The organism is Chloracidobacterium sp. N (assembly GCF_018304765.1).
GTDB classification, from domain to species: Bacteria; Acidobacteriota; Blastocatellia; order Chloracidobacteriales; family Chloracidobacteriaceae; genus Chloracidobacterium; species Chloracidobacterium aggregatum.
On record NZ_CP072642.1, the window covers coordinates 1,617,473 to 1,636,783 of the forward strand.

The following is a 19,311-nucleotide window of genomic DNA, read 5'->3' on the forward strand; positions in this document are numbered from 1 at the left end:
TTTCCATGCCCACCGTTCTTGGTATTGCCATTCTGGGCAGCGGGCGCGTCGCACGCGCCCGCCTACGCGAGCTCCACGAGCGCTTTGATACCCGTGTGGCCGTCGTCGCCTCCCACGACTTCAATCGGGCCTACGAACTGGCATTCCCGATTGCGGCGGCAGCCACTGAAGACTGGGAGGAAGCCATTGCGCGCCCGGATGTGGATGCCGTCATGGTGTGTTCGACCAACCCGCACCATGCCCGCATGGCACAGGCGGCAATTGCGGCCGGCAAACCGGTCAGTGTGGACTACCCGCTGGCGCTGACGCTCACCGACGCCGAACAGTTGGTCGAACAGTCCCGGGCGCGTGGCGTCGTGCTGCACGTCGAACACATTGAGCTGCTCTCAGCCTGGTTCGAGGCTTTTCGGAAAGCCCTGCCCCGCATCGGGCGAGTCCACCACATCACCTGGAACAACCTCAGCTCCCGCCCGGCAGCCCCCGAAGACTGGACGTTTGACCGCGCACACGGCTTCTCGCTGTTCCAGCAGGCCAGTGTGCCCAGCCGCATCGTCGCCTGCGTGGGACAAATCACCTGGATTGAAGGCGAGGAAACGTTTTCCGATGAGCAGGGCACCCGCTTTGGGCGGCGTGCCACGCATCTGCGCTTCGGCTTCGGCGCAGAAGGCCGTGGAGACATCAACGATGTGCTCACCCGGCACGAGGAAACAGGGCCGGCGGCCGAATTACAGGCCGTGGGCGAGTCCGGCACACTCATCGGACGACAACACCGGGAGGTGTGGTACACGAACCCGGATGGCGCTACTGAGGCCGTGCCGGTCATGCCACGCAGTGGTCTGTTTGCCCACGACATCACGGCGTTCCTCGACGCCATTGCCGGTCGCGGAACGCCGTATGTCTCTCTCGACCATGTACTTGAAGCTCTCCGTTTTGCCGATGCCGCCGAACGGGCGGTGAAAAGCGGTCAGCGGGTCACGCTGACATCGGACTGATCCCCTGCTCACCGGCAGCGAATCCATCACGTGGGGGCTGGACTCGTGGGCGACGGGAGCTAAATGGACTGGACGTAAGGCAGCAGTGCCAGGTGTTTGGCGCGTTTGATGGCCCGTGCCAGCCGACGCTGCATAGTTGGGTTCACGCCGGTCAGACGGCGCGGCAGAATACGCTTGTTGTCGCCGATGAACCGTTCGAGCAGCTTCACGTCTTTGTAGTCAATATAGTCAATCTTGGCTTCCAGAAGCGGACACCGCTTCTTGCGCCGCCCCATGCGACGGTTGCCGCCAGGACGTCCGCCGCCAGCACGGCGGGCACCGGCATTCCCCGTCCCGGCGGGACGCCGTTCCGGGGTGGTTGTCGTCCCGGTGACGACTTCAGTGGTTTCGGTCATTTCCGACATACGCCTCTTTGTTCTCCCTCGATAACATACCGGCGACCGGCAGCACGCCAGGTCAGAAACCCAGGGGCCGCCGGGGCCGGTGTGGATTGGTGAAAAATGAAATCCCTAGTGGATAAGCTCTCCTGGCGGCAAGGTCAGACGGCGTAAAACCTCATCGGCTTCACTGACGCCCAAGGCCGCCAGCCGTCGCAGATCGGCGCTGAGTTCGGCTACGGCCTGGGCATCCAGCTCGTCTCCCTGCAAACCATCCACAAGCTCATAAGCCCGCCGGGACTGCTCCAGCCCCAGCAGGGTGATGATTTCCTCGTAGCACGTGTCACGGATGTCGCCCCCCTGTGACCGTTCCTCCTCGAGCAGGTCATACGCCTGCTGGAAGGCCTCACGGGATTCTTCCAGTTGACCGGCCATGCGAAGGGCAATACCCAGTTTGACAAACGTGAGTGGCACTTCCAGTCCATCCACGATGGCATCCTTCAGCTCGTGGGAAGCGGCTTCGGCTTCGCCGCGCGCCAGCAATGCCGTCCCCAGACCATACCGCGCCAGGGCGTTGTGAGGATCAATCCGCACAGATTCACGGTACGCCTTCAAGGCTTCCTCGACCCGCTCCATCGCCATGAGCAAATCCCCCAGATCGAGATAAATGCGGGGATCGTGCGGGTCGAGGTCAAGCGCAATCTGAAACTGCCGGAGAGCTTCATCATACTTTTCGAGGTCAGCCAGAAGTCCGCCCAGCCCCAGATAGTGCAGCGGCTCTTCCGGCCCCAGTTCAATGGCCCGCCGGTAAGCCACCTCGGCTTCGGGCAGCCGTCCCATTTCCGACAGGAAGTTGCCGTAGTTGTAATGGCTCAGGGCCTCGTTGGGTTCGAGCTTGAGCGCGCGCTTGAAGTATTCTTCAGCCAGGTCAAACTCCCCTTCTTCAACGTAGAACACACCGAGCAGGTGGAGCGGACGCACATCGTCTGGCGCCAGACGCTCGACTTCGCGCAGGTAATCCACGCCTTCGTTATATCGTTCTGTTTCGAGGAGCATGGCCCCCAGCCGGATGAGCACTTCCGGCGATTGCGGAGCCAGGGTCAAAGCCTTGGCATAGGCGGCTTCGGCTTCCTCCAGTTCCCCTTCTTCAAGATAGGCATCGCCTTTTTCCAGAAGTTTTTCCAAGGAAGGCGAAGCCGGCTTCGGAGACGTTTTCGATTTGCGTGATTTCCCGGGCATAACCGTGTCGTGAATGGTATCCGTGACGCTCAAAAACAGGTTTACCCTTGGCAGAAGGGTGTGGTTCTCAAGAGGCGCTTATAAAACGGCCAGGGCGCGCCGCCGCCCCTCACAGGCCACCAGGGCGCTGGCAAGCTGGGCATGGTCAAGCCTGGCACCAATGAAGACGAGGTGCTCTTCCGGTGAAGGTGACAGCGTCACAGGACGGATGTAGAGATCACCGTTGACATACATCATGACCCACAACCCGTCTTCGCCCTCGAAACGTACGAAGCCCTTGGCGCGCACAATGTCCGGGGGAAGCTGCCGCATGAATTCCTCGAAACGCTCCCGCACCAGTGGGCGCAGCAACCGGCACGACATCGAGTGAAAGTCCGTATGGGCTTTGTATTCCTGCTCGTTGAGCGCCGTGAGCTGTTCCCGCATTGCCGCCCGGCGGCGTTCGCGCTCAGCCGGCTCGACCTCGGCCAGCAGCCACTGGAACGCTTCATCTCCGGGCACGATGCCTTGGGTGGCAAGGTACACTTGGGCGTACGGGTTGTTTTCTTCAACGTACCGCTGGATGTCGGCAATCTGCTCCGGTGTAGCTTCATCGGCCTTGCCGATAACAATGACATCGGCAAACTGGGTCTGGCGTTTGACAATCGCCTTGAGCACCTTTGACAGACGGGTGAAGTTTTTGGGGTCGGCCACTGTCACCAGTCGGGTAATCGTCACGCGGTCGAGCAGGTGTGGCGCTGTCGCCTGATCGAGCAGGTCCACCGGATCGGCCAGCCCCGTGGCTTCGACGAAAATCACTTCCGGCTGCCGGGTAGCGACTTCGGTAAACGCCTGCACAAAGTCTTCCCCGATCTGGCAGCAGATACAGCCGTCGCTCAGCTCCATGACGCTGAAGCCTTCGCCCCGCAGGATTTCACCATCAATGCTGATGTCGCCAAACTCATTCATCAGCACGGCCACCTTACGTCCCAGGCGGCGCATGTGGTGCAGCACGGCGAGCAGCAACGTCGTTTTGCCACTTCCCAGAAAACCGGAAATGACAATCGCCGGCACGGGCGAAGCCCCACCGGACGACTCCGGCACAGTTGTCTGAACGCTCATGGCAGTTTCCCCCAGAAATGGTTTCTCATCGCGGGCGCCAGTCAGGTGTAAAGCAGGCAATAGTATCACCCGGACGCGGTGTTACCAAGCATATATCGGAAAGGCATCGCCTGAAACTCATTCGCCGACCCGCTGGAGATGGACAAGGTTGTTGACCGGCAGGCCCTTGATTTTGCCGGCCAGCACCACGAGTCGTTCCCCCGACTCGATCCACCCCAACCGCAGCAGCAGCCCCACCCCTTCGGCAAACAAGTCTTTCATGTCCGGCGGATTGGGCATCAGCAGCGGTTCAATCCCCCACACGGCCGAAAGCTGCTGATAGACCCCGACATCCGCCGTAATGGCCGCAATCCGTTGCTTCGGGCGCAGCAACGCCAGCGCCCGCGCCATCTTGCCGCCCTCGGTGAACACGGCAATGACCCGCGCGCCGACATTTTCCGCCGCAAAAACGGCCGCTTCCGACAGTGCGCGCAGGGACGAACTGCCCTGCAGGTTCATGAACTTGTTGGAACCGGCGCGCCAGGACTGCTGCCCGGCGAAAGCCTCTTCGGTGTACTCCACAATGCGCCGCATCGTGCGTACGGACTCGACCGGATACTTCCCGGCTGCCGATTCGGCCGACAGCATGACCGCGTCAGTGCCGTCGAGAATGGCATTGGCCACATCCGACGCTTCGGCGCGTGTCGGGCGCGGGTTATCCACCATGGACTGCAACATCTGCGTCGCCGTGATGACAATCCGCCCCTTGCGGTTGGCGTGCCGGATGATTTCTTTCTGGAAAATCGGCACCCGCTCGGTCTCGGCTTCAACGCCCAGATCGCCCCGCGCCACCATGACCCCATCCACGATGTCGAGGATTTCATCGAGGTGGTTCAGGGCTTCGGGTTTCTCGATTTTGGCAATGAGCGGCGTCTGGGCTCCAAGGGCGGCAATGTAGTTTTTGCACTGCCGGCAGTCCTCGGCCGAACGTACGAATGACAGCGCCACGTAATCCACCCCCTGCTCAATGCCAAAGCGCAGGTCATCGCGGTCCTTGTCGGTCATCGAGGGCAGCGACGTCGGAATGCTCGGCAGGTTGATGCCTTTGCGTTCACTGAGCACGCCGCCATTGAGAATGAGGCATTCGACATCCCGTCCCTGGACGGCTGTCACACTGAGCTCAATCAGGCCGTCGTCAATCAGGATGCGATCACCGGGCCGGGCATCGTAGGCCAGACCATCGTAGTTGCAACTGATGCGCTCGGCATTGCCGGGAATATCCTCCGGCGTAATCACAATCCGGTTGCCCGTGACCAGCATGACCGGCTCGCCACCAATCAACCGTCCGGTGCGGATTTTGGGACCGCACAAATCCAGCAGGATGGCGAGCGGCTGTTGTAGTTCTGCCGCCAACTGACGGAGTGACCCGATGACCTCGGCGTGTCCCTCATGGTTGCCATGCGACATGTTGATACGGGCGACATTGACCCCGGCAACCAGCAGGGTGCGGAGGATTTCCGGGGCGCGGGAGGCCGGGCCGATGGTGGCGACGATTTTGGCGCGTGCCATAGCGGTTCGTTTCCTTTGCAGTGTGGCGGTGACGACCTGCCACAGCATAGCCCAGCCACCCGGCCAGGTCATGGCCGGACAGAACGCCCTACCGCTCCGGCCAGGAGGGAAACCGGCCGGGCGTATGGGGCGCGCCCAGCGACTCCAGCGTTTTCTCGATCCGCCCCAGATCATCGGTCAGCGCGCGTAAGTCACCCAGCGCCTGCCGCAGTCCTTCGGCCACGATGGCGTACTGGGCTTCATGGGTTTGCGTGGGACGGGTGAGCGTCGCGCTGCGCTCCGCCACAATTTCCGACAACCGCTCGGCCAACCCCGGCGGTGTATTTTCATTGCGCGCCTGAAGCACACGGTCCCCGCGCAGGCGGACCATCAGGGCATCGAGTCGCCGGGTCAGCGCCGTCGTCTCATCGAGCAGCCTAGCATCCGCTGCCGGCGTCTCCAGAATGGCTTGTTTGACAGCCGTGAGCCGCTTCTGGACTTCCTGTGCCGTCTCCAGTGCACCGTGCATCGTGCGCTGCGCCGTCAGCAACCGCCGGTGAAAATCCTCGAAGGCGCGGACATCCTCGGCCGCCCGCTCATCGAGAAAACGCACCCGGAAGGTCTGGGGCGTGCCAAGCTGGCTGGTGACGCCATCGGCGCGCTGATACAGGGTGATGGTGTACGTCCCCGGCGGCACGAACCATCCGACCGGCGGACGGGCAAAGGGATTTTCCTCTTCCCGTGGCGGAGGTGGAAGTTGGGGCGCGGGCGTGCGCAGGTCCCAGGCCACGCGGTTGAAGCCGGCTTCCTGGGGCGCGGTGATGCGCCGGACAACCTGCCCCTGCTCATCCGTCACCACGGCAAATGTCGCCGGTGCTTCTTCCTGCGCCTCCTCCCGCAGTTCGTCGCGGGTTGGGTAAGGCACGTCGTCACCTTTCTTTTCGGCTTCCTGGCGGCGCTGTTTCTTCGTTTTGGGGGCCTCCTTCAGATAGTAGGTCAGAACGGCCCCGAAGGGCGGATTGTCCGCCACATACAACGCATCCCCCTGGAAACCGCGCTTCCCGCCCCCCAGCGGTTCAGACTCGACATACAACCAGGCATCACGCACCGGAAAAGTCTGCGCCGGCTGCGCCAGCAGGTCTTCCGTCACCGTATGCAGCGCGCGGTAATCATCCAGAACATAAAAACCGCGCCCGAATGTGGCGATGATCAGGTCATGCTCGCGGGTCTGAATGGCAATGTCCCGCACCGCGATGGTGGGCAGTCCCCCTTTGAGCTGCACCCAGCGGCTGCCGCCGTTGGGCGTAAACCACAACCCGAACTCCGTGCCGACAAACAAAACATTGGGATTGACCGGGTCTTCGGACAGGCACTTGACCGAGCCACGCTCCGGCAGGTTACCCCCACATGCGCTCCACGTCCGCCCCAGATCAGATGACTTGAGCAGATAGGGCTTGAAATCGCCGTTTTTGTGGTTGTCAAACGCGACATACACCACATTGGCATCGTGCCGGGACGGGACAATGCGGCTGACGAAGGTCTGCTCCGGTACACCGGGGAAGGTTTCCAGCTTCCGCCAGGTCGCGCCGCCATCTTCGGAAATCTGCACCAGACCGTCGTCCGTCCCGACAAACAGCAGGTTCTCCCGCATGGGCGACTCGGCAATGGTCGTGATGTTGCCGTAGAAGGAAGTCGAGGCGTGCTTGGCCACGGCATCGGGTCCCCAGACCTTGCCAAAGACCTTCAGCCTGTCGCGGTCGAGCTGACGGGTCAGGTCGCCACTGACGGCCCGCCAGCTATTTCCCCGGTCATCACTGCGAAAGAGCCGGTTGGCAGCAAAGTACAGCCGTTTGTGATCGTGCGGACTGATGATGAACGGTGAATCCCAGTTCCAGCGCAACGGCGGTTCATCGGGGCCGATTTTGGGCTGAATCCCGACGCGCTCGCCGGTGCGGCGGTCGAAACGAAACAGATTGCCGTACTGGTACTCGCAATAGACGATGTTCGGATCGGTTGGGTCCACGCGCACGTGGAAGCCGTCCCCGCCGACGGTCACAAACCAGTCGGCATTGGTGATCCCGTGGGCATGGCGCGTCCGCGACGGGCCGCCAAGGGTGTTGTTGTCCTGTGTCCCCCCATAAATGAAGTAGAACGGCTCGCTGTTATCCACCGTCACGTCATAAAACTGTGTCACCGGCAGGTTGGCTTTGAACTGCCAGGACTGCCCACGGTCAAAGCTCTCATAGACGCCGCCATCACAGCCCACGAGGTAGTAATCCGGGTCAGCCGGGTCAATCCACAGCGCATGGTGATCTACGTGGACGTGCCGCATCCCCGGCATCGGCGTCAGGGTCTTGCCCCCGTCATTGGAAACCATGAGAAACACATTCAGGACGTACACCCGCTCGACCTGGCGCGGATCGGCGACAATCGTGCTGAAATACATCGCCGTCTGGTCGAAGGGGTTGCGCCGCTCCCAGGTTTCGCCGCCATCGAGCGAACGGAAAATGCCGCCTTTGCCGTCGGCGGCTTCGACACAGGCATAGATGACATCCGGGTTGGCCGGCGAGATAGCCAGACCAATCCGGCCCAGGTGCACCGTTGGCAGACCGGTGGTGACTTTGCGCCAGGTTTTGCCGCCGTCCGTCGTTTTGTAGATGGCGCTTTCGGGCCCGCCATCAATGAGCGTCCAGACGTGCCGCCGCCGCTGATACGCCGCAGCCAGCATCACGTCCGGGTTGCGCGGGTCCATGACCACTTCGGTGACGCCGGTGTCGGGGCTGATGTCCAGAATGCGCTGCCAGGTCTGTCCGCCGTCGGTGGTTTTGTACAACCCACGGTCGCCGCCTGACCGCCAGAGCGGCCCCTGCGCCGCCACATAGACCGTTTCGGAATCCCGCGGGTCAACGAGAATACGGGCAATGTGCTCGGATTCCTTCAGCCCCAGATTGCGCCAGGTGCGGCCGTCGTCGTCCGAACGATACACACCGTCGCCGTAACTCACGCTGCGTTGCGAGTTGTTTTCACCCGTGCCCACCCAGATGCGGAAGGGATGTTTCGGGTCAATGGTGACAGCGCCGATGGAAAAGGAAGGCTGGCTGTCGAAGACCGGCGTCCAGGTCACGCCGGCGTTGGTGGTTTTCCAGACACCGCCCGAAGCCACGGCGGCGAAGTAGCGGCGGCGGTTGCGCGGATCAACGGCCAGCGCAGCAATGCGCCCGGAAGCCACCGCCGGGCCGAGCGAGCGGAACTTCAGCCCGGCGAGCGCGGCTTCGTTCAGTGGAGACGTTTCTTTTTTGGTGTCCGCGGCCGTGGGTGCGGCCGGCTTGGATTCGGTTTTTTTCTGACGGGTGGACTGCGCCAGCGCCCCAGGATGCAACCAAGGGATCACAACCAGGCTGGCGACCAGACAGTGTACCAGCAGCAGACGATATGACATGGGCTTATGGGTGAGCCATCACCGGATGGTGACGACGCGCGTTTGGATTGATGATTCGGATTGCATACCCAAAGGGACGAGTGGAAAGCAATCACCAACCGGCAGGTTCGACCGGCATCGGATCCAAAAACCTTGGCAGACCAGTTCTATCCGGCCGTTTCGAGCGCGATGAGCCGCTGCAAATCATCGGCCGAGAGCCGATACACGGCATTGCAGTAGTGGCAGGTGAGTTCGGCCTGTCCCTGTTCGGCCAGCAGGGACTGCATTTCTTCGACTCCAAGCGCCACGAGCAGGCGTTCCGTCCGCTCCAGCGAACAGGTACAGGCAAACTTCAGCGGCCGTTCCAGCAGCGGCCGCCAGTCCAGCTCTCCGAGCGCCTGGCGGATGAGGTCTTCCGGTGTCGCACCGGCCTTGACCATTTGGGTAATCGGCGGCGCCATTGCCACCGCGCGTTCCAGGTGGGCCACCGTAGCCTCGTCAGCATCCGGCAGCACCTGCACCAGAAAGCCACCGGCCGCGCCTACCACCCCGTCCCCGGCTTCCATGTACACCCCCAGACTCATTGCCGACGGAATCTGCTCCGAGTTGGACAGGTAGTAGGTCAAATCTTCGGCAATCTCGCCCGACACCAGGGGAACCGAACCACGGTAGGCTTCCATCAGTCCAATCTCGAAGCCGCCTTCCCGGATGACGTGGAGCACACCCTTGCCCACGGCCGCGCCAATGTTCAGCTTGCCATCGGGACGCAGCGGGACATCGGTCTGGGGATGCTGCACGTAGCCGCGCACCTCCCCCTGCGCATTGGCTTCCGCCGTAATCGTGCCCACGGGCCCGCGCCCTTCGATGTGGATCGTGACCCGTTCGCTGGTCTTGAGCGAACTGGCCAGCAGCGCCGCCCCGGTCAGTGTCCGCCCCAGCGCCACCGTGGCCGTTTTCCACGACTTGTGCCGCCGGCAGGCTTCCTGTACGAGGTGGGTGGTCGTGGCCGCCACGACACGCACGCTATCCCCGGCCGCCACAGCTTGCAGCAGGCGATCGGGCGTCGGAGAAGGTGAAAGCTTCATGGGGCGGAAATTCCAGCAGTCGGGATGGCGGTCACGCTAGCCAGTGACCAGGCGGCGTTCACGCGAGCCAGGAATATGCATCTGTTCCCGATATTTCGCCACTGTTCGCCGCGAAAGACGCTGCCCTTCCCGGGCCAGCAGGCGGGCAATCTGATCATCGGTGAGCGGCTCACGCGGGTCTTCCTCGGCAATGAGCTTTTTGATTTTCATCCTGATGATGTCGGTCGAGACCACTTCGCCGTTGTCGTTGGTCAACCCTTCGGTGAAAAAGCGCCGCAGCTCGATGATGCCCAGCGGCGTCTGCACATACTTGCCGTTGACCACCCGGCTGACCGTTGACAGATGGATTCCAACCCGCTCGGCAATATCCTTGAGCATCATCGGCTTGATGTGGGCTGGGCCGTGATCGAGAAAGTCCCGCTGACACTCGACGATGGCCTCGCAAATCCGGTAGATCGTCCGGCGGCGGTAGTCAATGTTGCGGATCAGATCAATGGCCGCCCGCAAACGGTCGCGGATAAATTCACGTTCTTCACGCGAAGCGTTGGGGTTTTCCAGAATGCGGCGGTATTTGGCGTTGATACGCAGTTGCGGCAGCCCGTCGTCATTGAAGCGGATGATGTAGTCATTTCCCAGTTTCTCGATGAACAGTTCCGGCTGAACCAGTTGCGCCCCCTGGAGCAGTCCGTCGCCAATGCGGGCAAACCGCCGGCCGGGAAAGGGATCGAGCTGGCGAATGAGCGCGACTTCCCCGGCAATGACCTCACAGCCGACGCCCAGCGTTTTGGCGAGTTCCGGCCAGCGAAACGGCACGAGCCGGTCGAGGTGATCGCGCACCAACTGTACGGCCAACCGGTCGCCATGGCCTTGCTGTTCGAGCTGGACGACGAAGCACTCACGCACATCACGGGAAGCGCAGCCAACCGGGTCAAGCCGCTGTACCACCTGGCGCGCTGTTTCCACCACTTCGAGCGGCCAGCCGCCAATCGTTGCAATTTCCTCGCAGGAATCGGCCAGAAAACCGCGCTCGTCCAGACTGGCGGCAATGGCTTCGGCTGCGGCTCGCGTGGCCTCATCCAAGGGTAACAAGGCAATCTGGGCCTGCAGGTGTTCCTGCAGGGTCAGGTGATGCCTCAGCCGGTTTTCAAGGTTCTGCTCTTCGCGTTCTTCATACTCGCCCAGCGTACGGTAGCCGGGATCAAGGTAATGCTCAAACATTGCGCCGAAATCCACTTCCGCAAAGGGATCAGGCGCTTCGGTCGGTTCTTCGTCCGCCGGTGAGACGGCTTCCCCATCCAGCGCCGGGGCGGCCGTCTCTGTTTCGGCCCCGGTCAGTGCTGGCGCATCGTCTCCGGCGTCTCCCGGAAGCCCACCTATCTCCCCTTCAACTTCCGCCGCCAGCTCATCCACCGGCGTGATGTCCTCCACCGGCTCGTGGGGGTCCGCCTCTTCCAGAATCGGGTTTTCCACGACTTCCTGCATGGCGAGTTCGGCGAGGTCGGTCAGCGTCATGCTGAGCATCTCGATGCGTTGCCGCATCTGGGGCGTCAGCACCAACCCAAGACGCTGTTCCGTGCGGGGCGCAAGTTGCGGACGCAGGTTCATAGCCAATGACACCCAGCCTAAAGACGAAAGTTCTCTCCGAGATAGACCTGCCGCACTTCCTGGTCGGAAGTCAGCTCTTCCGGCCGGCCTGACCGAAAGATGCGCCCCTCACTGATGATGTAGGCACGATCAGTGATGGCCAGTGTTTCCCGTACGTTGTGGTCGGTGATCAGAACACCGATCCCCTTTTCCCGCAAGCGGGCCACGATGCCCTGGATTTCAATCACGGCCTTGGGGTCAATCCCGGCAAAGGGTTCATCCAGCAGGATGAACTTGGGTTCGATGGCCAGACAACGGGCAATTTCCGTCCGGCGGCGCTCGCCGCCCGAAACGGCATAGCCCATCGTGCGGCGGACGTGCTTGATGTCGAGTTCATCGAGCAGGGCTTCCAGGCGCGTCTGGCGCTCCATGGCCGACAGATTGAGCGTTTCGAGAATGGCGAGAATGTTGTTTTCGACGGTCAGTTTCCGAAAAATCGAAGCTTCCTGCGGCAGATAGCTGATCCCCCGGCGGGCGCGCCGGTACATCGGCAGCGCCGTGATGTCCTCGCCATCGAGGGCAATGATGCCGGCATCCGGTGTTTCCAGTCCGACGATCATGGCAAAGGTCGTCGTCTTGCCGGCCCCGTTGGGCCCCAAAAGCCCAACGACTTCCCCGCGCCCGATGTGCAGGGTGACATCTGAAACGACTTCGCGCCCACGATAGGATTTCCGCAGCCGCTGGGCGGCCAGCGTCTCCGTCTTCTCCGGCTGCATGACGGGTGCGGGTGTGGCGTCAACGACCTGTAAACGGGCAATTTTTTTCTTGAGCATCAATCGTCACAGACGACACACAAAGGATTCACACCTGGACAGCAGGCAGTCAGAGGCAGGAACACCGCGAATGTAGTGAGAAGCCTGCCGGGGCGTCAATCAGCCGCAGCCCGCTGGATTGACGCCGGCGCCGGAAGCACGGCTCAGCGCCGGGGCAGCCGGGTCAGGGGGGCGGCGGCCGCCACAAACCGCTTGATGCCCTTGCCCGGAAAAGCGATGTCGAGCTTGCCGTCGGCCACCCGGACGACCTGCCCTGCGCCGTAGGTTGCGTGTTCCACCCGGTCGCCCAGCCGGAAACCCTCCGCCGTGCCGGTCGCCGGCTGACTCCGCGCCGGCTCCACGGACGGTTTGGCAGCCGATGGTCCGGCCGGTGCACCATACGACGCGCCATACGACAGGGGCGACCGCGTGATGCCGCCGGATGAAGGCAGTGCACCGTCGAACTGCACGATCTGTTCCGGGACCTCTTCCAGAAAGCGGGAGGGATCGGTGATCCGTTCTTCGCCATACACCCGGCGGCGCTGCGCCTGCGTCAGATAGAGCTGATGCCTGGCGCGGGTGATGGCGACGTAAAAGAGCCGCCGTTCCTCTTCGAGTTCCTCCGCGTCGTCCACGACGCGCGCATGCGGAAACAGCCCTTCTTCGAGACCGACGACAAAGACCAACGGGAACTCAAGCCCCTTGGCGCTGTGAATCGTCATGAGCGTGACGCGGGCGTTGTCCACGAGGTCATCGGTGTCGGACACCAGCGCGGCCTGGTCCAGGAACTCCCGCAGCGAAGCCCCCCGTTCGTCGGCTTCGGTTGCCGCCGTGACGAGTTCTTCCAGGTTCTGCCGACGACTTTCGGCTTCAAGTGTGCCTTCCTGGGCCAGCATCTCCAGGTAGCCGGAGCGGTTGACGACGGCCGACACCAGAGCCGCCAGCGGAGCCCCCTCCAACCGGGCTTGTAGGTCACGAATCAGACCGGCAAAACCGGCCAGCGCCGTTGCCGCACGTGGATTCAGTGCGCCTTCCGCCAGCACCTGCTCCATGGCGGTCCAGCGTGAAAGCCCGTCGCGTGCGGCCCGGGCGGTGATGATTTCCAGGGTGGCCTTGCCGATGCCCCGCGCCGGCACATTGATGATGCGCTCGAAAGCGGCGTCGTCATGCGGATTGAGCAGCAGCCGGAGGTAGGCCAGGGCATCCTTGATTTCGGCCCGCTGGTAAAAGGAAAACCCGCCCACCAGAACGTAGGGCACGCCACGCCGCCGGCAAGCTTCCTCAAACAACCGGGACTGGGCATTCGTCCGGTACAGGATGGCCGCACGGGTTTCGGCTTCCGGCAGGTGCGACCGCTGGCGCTGCCACTGCAGCAAGGCTTCCACAACGAGGTCGGCTTCGGCCTCGGCCGTCGGGGCGATGAGCCCCCGAATCGGCTCCCCAATGGCATTTTGCGTCGTAAGCTGTTTTTCCCGGCGGGCGCGGTTGTGCCGGATGACGGCATTGGCCGCCTGGAGAATGACTTTCGTCGAACGGTAGTTCTGCGCCAGAACAATGGTTTTGGCCCGTGGGTAGTGCCGCTCGAACTCCAGAATGTTACGGATGTCCGCTGCCCGAAACCGGTAAATGGACTGGTCGGGATCGCCCACGACGCACAGGTTCTGATGGCGTTGCGTTAGCAGCCGCACCAGGTTGAACTGCGGGGGATTCGTGTCCTGGTACTCGTCAATGAGGATGTAGCGAAAACGGTCCTGGTAGGCATCCGCCACGTCTGGAAACCGCCGCAGAAGTCGTACCGTCAGCAGCAACAGGTCGTCAAAATCGAGCGCATTGGCCGCCGCCAGGCGCGTTTCATACAGCCGGAAGGTTTTGATGATGGCATCCCGCTTCGGATCGGAGGCCGGGGCCATGGTTTCCGGCGTCTCCCCCTGATTCTTGGCGCGGCTGATGGCGTACTGAATCATCCGGGGCGGAAACTGCTTTTCGTCAATCTGGAGTTCCTTCAGACAGGCTTTGATGAGCCGCCCCTGGTCGTCGGTGTCGTAAATGGTGAAGTCACGGGTGTAGCTCCCGCCAAAGCGGTCGAGATGGCGGCGCAGGACGCGGACACAGAAGCTGTGAAACGTCGCGACAAGCAGTTCTCCATAGCGGCGGGAAGGCGGCAGAAGCTGGTGGACGCGCGTTTTCATTTCGAGCGCGGCTTTGTTGGTGAAGGTCACGGCCAGGATTTGTTCGGGCCGCGCCAGCCCCTGATCGAGCAGGTAGGCCATGCGGTGAACGATGACCCGGGTTTTCCCGGAACCGGCGCCGGCAATGACGAGCAGGGGGCCGTCCGTCGTGGTGACGGCGGCGCGTTGTTCGGGGTTGAGTCCATCAAGCAAAGCATTCATAGCCATGTTCCAGGCAGCGGAGAGATTGGATGTCAGACCGGCGCAGGGGCGTCACCGGGGAAATGTCGTTGCTCGGCCAGCGCCGCGTTCGCAATCCCTTCCTGTCTGCCCGCTGGCGAACCATCCTTGACCGTCAGCGGACGCACAACCAGCCAGACGCCTTCGCTTCCGACAACCTTCACCGCTTCCCCACGCCCAACAGGAAATGGAGACCGGGCGGCCCACAACTCTCCGGCCAGGCAGACGAAGCCCTGTGGGGCCAGGGCGGTTACAGTCTGCCCGGCAACGCCCGGGCCGACCGCCGAAAATCCGGTGCGCTTGTTTTGCCAGCCCCGCCACCAGCCGGATGCCCAGCGCCTACAGACGGAGAAAAATGTCTTCATCGAGTTTGGCCAGCCGGAACCGGACATCCCGGAACTCAATCCGCTGCTTGAACTTGCCATTTTCGTACAGTTCCTTGCGCATGGGCACGAGCAGGTTCTGTACCGGGCGAAAATCATAAAACGACTCCCGAAACCGCAGCGGCTTGTCGTCCGGTGTGGGTTGCACTTCATATTCGAGGTGCAGAATACGGTAGGTCTGGCTGCTGATGAAGTATTTCGTCCTGGCTCCATCGCGGTGGGTCAGTTCCAGGCCAATCGTATCAATGCCCATGATGCGTTCGCCGGGAACGCGCGTTACCGTCGTTCCGTCTTCCTTGTAGCGCAAGAGAGCAAAGTAATCGTGCTTGAGCGAGGCCAGAAACGTCGCCTGGGCTTCCGGGGTCAGGGTGATGGACTGGCGGTTTTGTGCCGCCCAGTTGGTGTAGCCGTTGAATCCAAACACCAGTTGCTGCGGTTCATCCCCCTGTGGGCCGGGGAGTTCCACCTCGATGCGGACACAGTTGCGGTCAGAAGTCTCACGGCGCAGGATATGTTCCACGATTTTGCCTTCAATCGGCGGACGGTTGTCGTCGGTGGCAATCCTGATGCTGCCTTCAAGCCGCGCATTCGTGAACACATAGTCTATGACCGGCCGGCTGCCATAGGCATAGATGACGATTTCGGCGACGGTTTCGCCATCCCATGTTTCAGGTTTGTTGAGCTTGACGGCCTTGGGCTTTTCAACCTTGGGCGTCTTGTCGCGGGCGGCCTCGTCCGGGTTGTCGCTGCGCTTCTTCCCGCCGTTTTTGCCGTTCTCACCCGGTTTGCTGTTTTCCCGCGCTTTTTCCTCATCCGGCCTGGCCGGGGTTCCCGGATTCGGCGTCTGCCCGGCCGGAAGCCGCCCGGCAGCCGAGCGTACCGGTGGCGGGGTCAGGGCAACAACGAAAAAGTAACTCCACAGAGCACAGAAGCAGAAAAGCGTCCACCGCTGAAAACCAGGCATGTTTTTCCTCCACAAACCGTCTTTTGGGATGCCGTCGGCACGAGTCATCCCTGTTTTGCCGTCACCGTCGCATCCCAATCTCATCCGCAAACCTTACACACAACCCGCACAGCTTACACGTGCGAACCGGTCCATGTTCCACAGAAAGCACAATCAGGGTCTCACGCCAGCGGCGGAAGCGGTTTTTTTGCTCCGTCACGCCAGACCTGTGCTGAACATGTGCTGACGACGATTTGGCTTCCGTCATCGGCTGGCCGCCGCCCAAAAAGATGTTTGTTTCCAGTCCGGGGGTTGCGCTATATCTGCACCACACCAGACACGTTATCCCGCTGCCCAGTCTCATTCGTCCCCCAATGAAGAGTACGACGGCCATTTTCTGGAAGTCTTTCGTCAAGCATCCGCGCTATACCGGCGCCATTGCCCCCAGTTCACAACGCCTGGCCCAAGGCATGCTCGCCAGAACCGACTTGCGGACCGCCCGCTTCGTCGTGGAGTTGGGACCCGGGACAGGGGCGTTTACCGCGTCCATTCTGGCCGCCCTGCCGCCCGGAGCCGAGCTGCTGGCCATCGAGCGCAATCCCGAACTGGCCAGCTTTTTGCGCTACCGCCTGCCACGTGCCCGCGTCGTGTGCGACGACGCCGCGAACCTGGAACGGCATCTGGCGAACCGCCCCCACCCACCAGCGGCAATTTTCTGTGGGCTGCCCCTGTCGTGGCTTCCGGCGCGCGAGCGCACGCGGATTCTCGACGTGGTCGCGGACGCGCTGCCGCCGGGAAGCACGTTCACGCTGTTTCAGTACGTCCACGCCGCGCCAACCCCACCGGGGCAGCAGGTTCGCCGGGCGCTTCAGGCACGCTTCCAGCACGTCGAGCGTTTCCCGGTCTGGTGGAACTTGCCGCCGGCCTATGTTGTACACTGCATCAAATGACCCCATCGCCAGTCCTGCCGATGATCTGTATCTGATTTCTGGAGACCTTCCTGCATGTCCAAGCGCCATCTGGTGACGCTCCTGACCGACTTTGGCACGATGGACCACTTCGTCGCGGCCATGAAAGGCGTCATTCTTGACATCCACCGGGACGTGGACATCGTGGACATTTCCCACGACATTCCGCCACACGATGTCTTCGCGGCAGCGTTCGTCCTCAACAGCGCCATGTCGTACTTCCCACGGTTTACCACGCACGTTGCCGTTGTGGACCCGACGGTTGGCTCGGCGCGGCGGCCGATTCTGGTGATGACCGACAACTACAACTTCATCGGCCCCGACAACGGACTGTTCAGTTACGTTTACCAGACGGAAACGGTCAACCGGGTCATCCATATCACCGCTGACTATTACTTCCGCCAGCCGGTGTGTCCAACCTTTCACGGGCGGGATGTCTTTGCGCCCATTGCCGGCTATCTGGCCAAGGGCGTGGACCCCCGGAAAATGGGCGAGCCGATTACGGACTACGTGCGTTTTGACGTGCCGCGCCCGGATGTCTCCGACCCGAAACGTCTGCGCGGTGCCATTCTGCATATTGACCGCTTTGGAAACTGCTTTACCAACTTCACCAAAGAGCACATTCAGTTGGCCGCCCTGCGCGCTGGCGGCCGGTTTCTCGTCATCCACCCGCAGGACCCGGCCAAGAGCCGCGAGGTGACGAAGTTCGTCACCCACTACGCCGAGGCCCAGCCCAATGAGTTGTTCGCCCTTTTTTCGAGCACCGGCTACCTTGAAATCGCAGCCCTGAAGGTCCCGGCGGCGCGCGTCCTTGAAGCCCGCCGGGGGATGGAAGTGCAGTTTGTTGTGCCGTAGGCAGCCAAGCCCGAAAGGCCGCCGGGGAGCCTGCTCCACCGGGTTTCCCCGCTCCCTGGGTGAAGGGCAAAGCGCGCGGGCCAGCGTGGTCATGGAGTGTCGAGCAGGCGTTTGAGCACTTCGTTGACCACCTGGGGATTGGCTTTGCCCTTCGTGGCCTTCATCACCTGCCCCACAAAAAACGCCAGCAGGGGTGTTTTTCCGCCCCGGTATTCAGCCGCCTGCTTCGGGTTGGCGGCGATGACCTCGGCGGCAATGGCTTCAATCTGCCCGACATCCGACACCTGCCCGCCACCCAGTTCCTGGACAATCTCCCGGGCCGCTTTGCCGGTGGTCAACATCCGCTCGAAGACTTCCTTGGCCAGCTTGGTGCTGAGCGTGCCGTCGGCAACCAGGGCGATGAGTTCCGCCAACGCCGCCGGGCTGATGGGCGAGCTTTCCAGGGAAAGCTTTTCAGCCGGGATGCGCGCCAGCAACTCATTGGCAATCCAGTTGAAAGCCGCGCGGGCGTTGCCGCTGGCTTCGACACAGGCTTCAAAGAAATCGGCCATTTCGCGGGTCGTCGTCATCAACGAGGAATCTTCAAACGACAACCCGTAGCTTTCTGCAAAACGCCGGCGGCGGGGTTCGGGCAGTTCCGGCATCCGACTGCGCAAAGCCGCAATGGTTTCGGCGGTGAGGACCAGCGGCGGCAAGTCAGGTTCGGGAAAGTAGCGGTAGTCGTGCGCCTCTTCCTTGCTCCGCATGGTGTAAGTCCGGGCTTCACGCTCATTCCACAGGCGCGTTTCCTGCACGATGTGCCCACCTTCTTCGAGAACCCGTATCTGCCGGGCAATTTCGTAGTCAATCGCCCGCTGGATGAACCGGAACGAGTTGAGGTTTTTGGTCTCCGTACGGGTGCCGAGCGTCGTGCTGCCGCGCCGCCGGATGGAGACATTGGCATCACAGCGCAGGCTGCCTTCTTCCATGTTGCCGTCGCAGGCATCCACATACAGCAGGGCGCGCCGCAGGTACTGCACATAGTCGTAGGCTTCCCAACTGCTGCGGAAGTCCGGCTCGCTGACAATCTCCACCAGTGGCACACCGCTCCGGTTGAGGTTCACATAAGATGAGGTATCCGAATCCGGCATCCCTTCGTGAAGGCTTTTGCCAGCGTCTTCCTCGATGTGCATCCGCTGGATGCGAAACGTCTTCAGGCGCCATTCCACCGGACGGCCGGTTTCATCCCGTTCGCTGGTCGGGATTTCCACGTACCCGGAAACTGAAAAGGGCTGGTCGTACTGGGAAATCTGATAGCCCTTGGGCAGGTCCGGGTAGAAGTAATTTTTTCGCGCAAAAACCGAAGTTTCGTTGATGTGCAAATTGAGGGCAAACGCAGCCAACGCAGCCTTTTCCACCACCAACTGATTGAGCACCGGAAGCGCTCCGGGCAGCCCCAAACACACCGGACAGGTGTTGGCATTCGGTTCCGCCCCAAAGTCAGTCGGGCAGGGACAAAAAATTTTTGTACGGGTCTTCAATTGCGCGTGAATTTCCAACCCGATGACCGGCTCGTACTTTTCACGCAGGAGCTTGGCAAGGTCTGTCATGGAACGAAGTTCTGTTACAGGAAGCGGGAA

General features: G+C 61.8%; 15 protein-coding genes. 3 read left to right on the plus strand and 12 right to left on the minus strand.

The features are described 5' to 3' along the window. Positions 1–5: 5 nt before the first annotated feature. Entirely contained in the window at positions 6–992 is a 987-nt protein-coding gene (locus tag J8C05_RS06675; RefSeq protein ID WP_211421484.1) for a Gfo/Idh/MocA family protein, read from the plus strand. 59 nt (positions 993–1,051) lie between these two features. Here J8C05_RS06675 and rpsR read toward each other — a convergent pair whose 3' ends face one another. The 11 genes from rpsR to J8C05_RS06730 all read right to left on the minus strand — a co-directional run bounded on the left by rpsR (position 1,052) and on the right by J8C05_RS06730 (position 15,890). Then, positions 1,052–1,396: a 30S ribosomal protein S18 gene (gene rpsR / locus J8C05_RS06680; protein ID WP_072234206.1), complete on the minus strand. Its 345-nt coding sequence runs from the start codon at positions 1,394–1,396 to the stop codon at positions 1,052–1,054. Positions 1,397–1,501: 105 nt separating this feature from the next. Then, complete coding sequence (locus J8C05_RS06685) at positions 1,502–2,554, minus strand: tetratricopeptide repeat protein (protein WP_211421485.1); 1,053 nt, start codon at positions 2,552–2,554, stop codon at positions 1,502–1,504. A 132-nt stretch (positions 2,555–2,686) separates the two neighbouring features. Then, positions 2,687–3,709, minus strand: coding sequence for a CobW family GTP-binding protein (locus tag J8C05_RS06690; RefSeq protein ID WP_211421486.1), 1,023 nt, complete (start codon positions 3,707–3,709; stop codon positions 2,687–2,689). A 117-nt stretch (positions 3,710–3,826) separates the two neighbouring features. Continuing rightward, entirely contained in the window at positions 3,827–5,257 is a 1,431-nt protein-coding gene (pyk, locus tag J8C05_RS06695) for a pyruvate kinase (RefSeq protein WP_211421487.1), read from the minus strand. An 88-nt stretch (positions 5,258–5,345) separates the two neighbouring features. Next, positions 5,346–8,675 (minus strand): VPS10 domain-containing protein, encoded by a 3,330-nt coding sequence (locus J8C05_RS06700; RefSeq protein WP_211421488.1) that lies wholly within the window; start codon positions 8,673–8,675, stop codon positions 5,346–5,348. Between the two features lie 146 nt (positions 8,676–8,821). Further along, entirely contained in the window at positions 8,822–9,739 is a 918-nt protein-coding gene (hslO, locus tag J8C05_RS06705) for an Hsp33 family molecular chaperone HslO (protein ID WP_211421489.1), read from the minus strand. 36 nt (positions 9,740–9,775) lie between these two features. Continuing rightward, the gene (gene rpoN, locus J8C05_RS06710; RefSeq protein ID WP_211421490.1) at positions 9,776–11,344 is read right to left on the minus strand and encodes an RNA polymerase factor sigma-54; all 1,569 of its coding nucleotides are present in this window, start codon (positions 11,342–11,344) and stop codon (positions 9,776–9,778) included. Positions 11,345–11,361: 17 nt separating this feature from the next. After that, on the minus strand, positions 11,362–12,156 hold the full coding sequence (gene lptB, locus J8C05_RS06715) for an LPS export ABC transporter ATP-binding protein (RefSeq protein WP_082671141.1): 795 nt from the start codon (positions 12,154–12,156) through the stop codon (positions 11,362–11,364). A gap of 143 nt (positions 12,157–12,299) precedes the next feature. Continuing rightward, positions 12,300–14,525, minus strand: a complete 2,226-nt coding sequence (locus J8C05_RS06720; protein ID WP_246840670.1) for an ATP-dependent helicase — start codon at positions 14,523–14,525, stop codon at positions 12,300–12,302. A 32-nt stretch (positions 14,526–14,557) separates the two neighbouring features. Beyond that, positions 14,558–14,908, minus strand: a complete 351-nt coding sequence (locus J8C05_RS06725) for an NfeD family protein (protein ID WP_211421492.1) — start codon at positions 14,906–14,908, stop codon at positions 14,558–14,560. Further along, a complete protein-coding gene (locus tag J8C05_RS06730; RefSeq protein ID WP_211421493.1) occupies positions 14,883–15,890 on the minus strand; it encodes a hypothetical protein in 1,008 nt (335 codons plus the stop codon). Before J8C05_RS06730 ends, J8C05_RS06725 begins: the two co-directional genes overlap by 26 nt. 353 nt (positions 15,891–16,243) lie before the next feature. Here J8C05_RS06730 and J8C05_RS06735 point away from each other — a divergent pair, with 353 nt between their 5' ends. Together J8C05_RS06735 and J8C05_RS06740 are read left to right on the plus strand one after the other, a co-directional pair. Then, complete coding sequence (locus tag J8C05_RS06735) at positions 16,244–16,819, plus strand: class I SAM-dependent methyltransferase (RefSeq protein ID WP_211421494.1); 576 nt, start codon at positions 16,244–16,246, stop codon at positions 16,817–16,819. Positions 16,820–16,873: 54 nt separating this feature from the next. Next, complete coding sequence (locus J8C05_RS06740) at positions 16,874–17,692, plus strand: SAM hydrolase/SAM-dependent halogenase family protein (protein WP_014099881.1); 819 nt, start codon at positions 16,874–16,876, stop codon at positions 17,690–17,692. 89 nt (positions 17,693–17,781) lie between these two features. On the opposite strand, the gene gatB is transcribed toward J8C05_RS06740, so the two are convergent. Next, on the minus strand, positions 17,782–19,281 hold the full coding sequence (gene gatB / locus J8C05_RS06745) for an Asp-tRNA(Asn)/Glu-tRNA(Gln) amidotransferase subunit GatB (RefSeq protein ID WP_211421495.1): 1,500 nt from the start codon (positions 19,279–19,281) through the stop codon (positions 17,782–17,784). Between the last annotated feature and the right edge of the window lie 30 nt (positions 19,282–19,311).

Excerpts from the sequence above, each read along its gene's own strand:
- J8C05_RS06675 (WP_211421484.1), top strand. The coding sequence starts at position 6 with ATGCCCACCGTTCTTGGTATTGCCATTCTGGGCAGCGGGCGCGTCGCA.
- rpsR (WP_072234206.1), bottom strand. The coding sequence starts at position 1,396 with ATGTCGGAAATGACCGAAACCACTGAAGTCGTCACCGGGACGACAACC.
- J8C05_RS06690 (WP_211421486.1), bottom strand. The coding sequence starts at position 3,709 with ATGAGCGTTCAGACAACTGTGCCGGAGTCGTCCGGTGGGGCTTCGCCC.
- pyk (WP_211421487.1), bottom strand. The coding sequence starts at position 5,257 with ATGGCACGCGCCAAAATCGTCGCCACCATCGGCCCGGCCTCCCGCGCC.
- J8C05_RS06700 (WP_211421488.1), bottom strand. The coding sequence starts at position 8,675 with ATGTCATATCGTCTGCTGCTGGTACACTGTCTGGTCGCCAGCCTGGTT.
- hslO (WP_211421489.1), bottom strand. The coding sequence starts at position 9,739 with ATGAAGCTTTCACCTTCTCCGACGCCCGATCGCCTGCTGCAAGCTGTG.
- rpoN (WP_211421490.1), bottom strand. The coding sequence starts at position 11,344 with ATGAACCTGCGTCCGCAACTTGCGCCCCGCACGGAACAGCGTCTTGGG.
- lptB (WP_082671141.1), bottom strand. The coding sequence starts at position 12,156 with ATGCTCAAGAAAAAAATTGCCCGTTTACAGGTCGTTGACGCCACACCC.
- J8C05_RS06720 (WP_246840670.1), bottom strand. The coding sequence starts at position 14,525 with ATGAATGCTTTGCTTGATGGACTCAACCCCGAACAACGCGCCGCCGTC.
- J8C05_RS06725 (WP_211421492.1), bottom strand. The coding sequence starts at position 14,908 with ATGAAGACATTTTTCTCCGTCTGTAGGCGCTGGGCATCCGGCTGGTGG.
- J8C05_RS06730 (WP_211421493.1), bottom strand. The coding sequence starts at position 15,890 with ATGCCTGGTTTTCAGCGGTGGACGCTTTTCTGCTTCTGTGCTCTGTGG.
- J8C05_RS06735 (WP_211421494.1), top strand. The coding sequence starts at position 16,244 with ATGAAGAGTACGACGGCCATTTTCTGGAAGTCTTTCGTCAAGCATCCG.
- J8C05_RS06740 (WP_014099881.1), top strand. The coding sequence starts at position 16,874 with ATGTCCAAGCGCCATCTGGTGACGCTCCTGACCGACTTTGGCACGATG.
- gatB (WP_211421495.1), bottom strand. The coding sequence starts at position 19,281 with ATGACAGACCTTGCCAAGCTCCTGCGTGAAAAGTACGAGCCGGTCATC.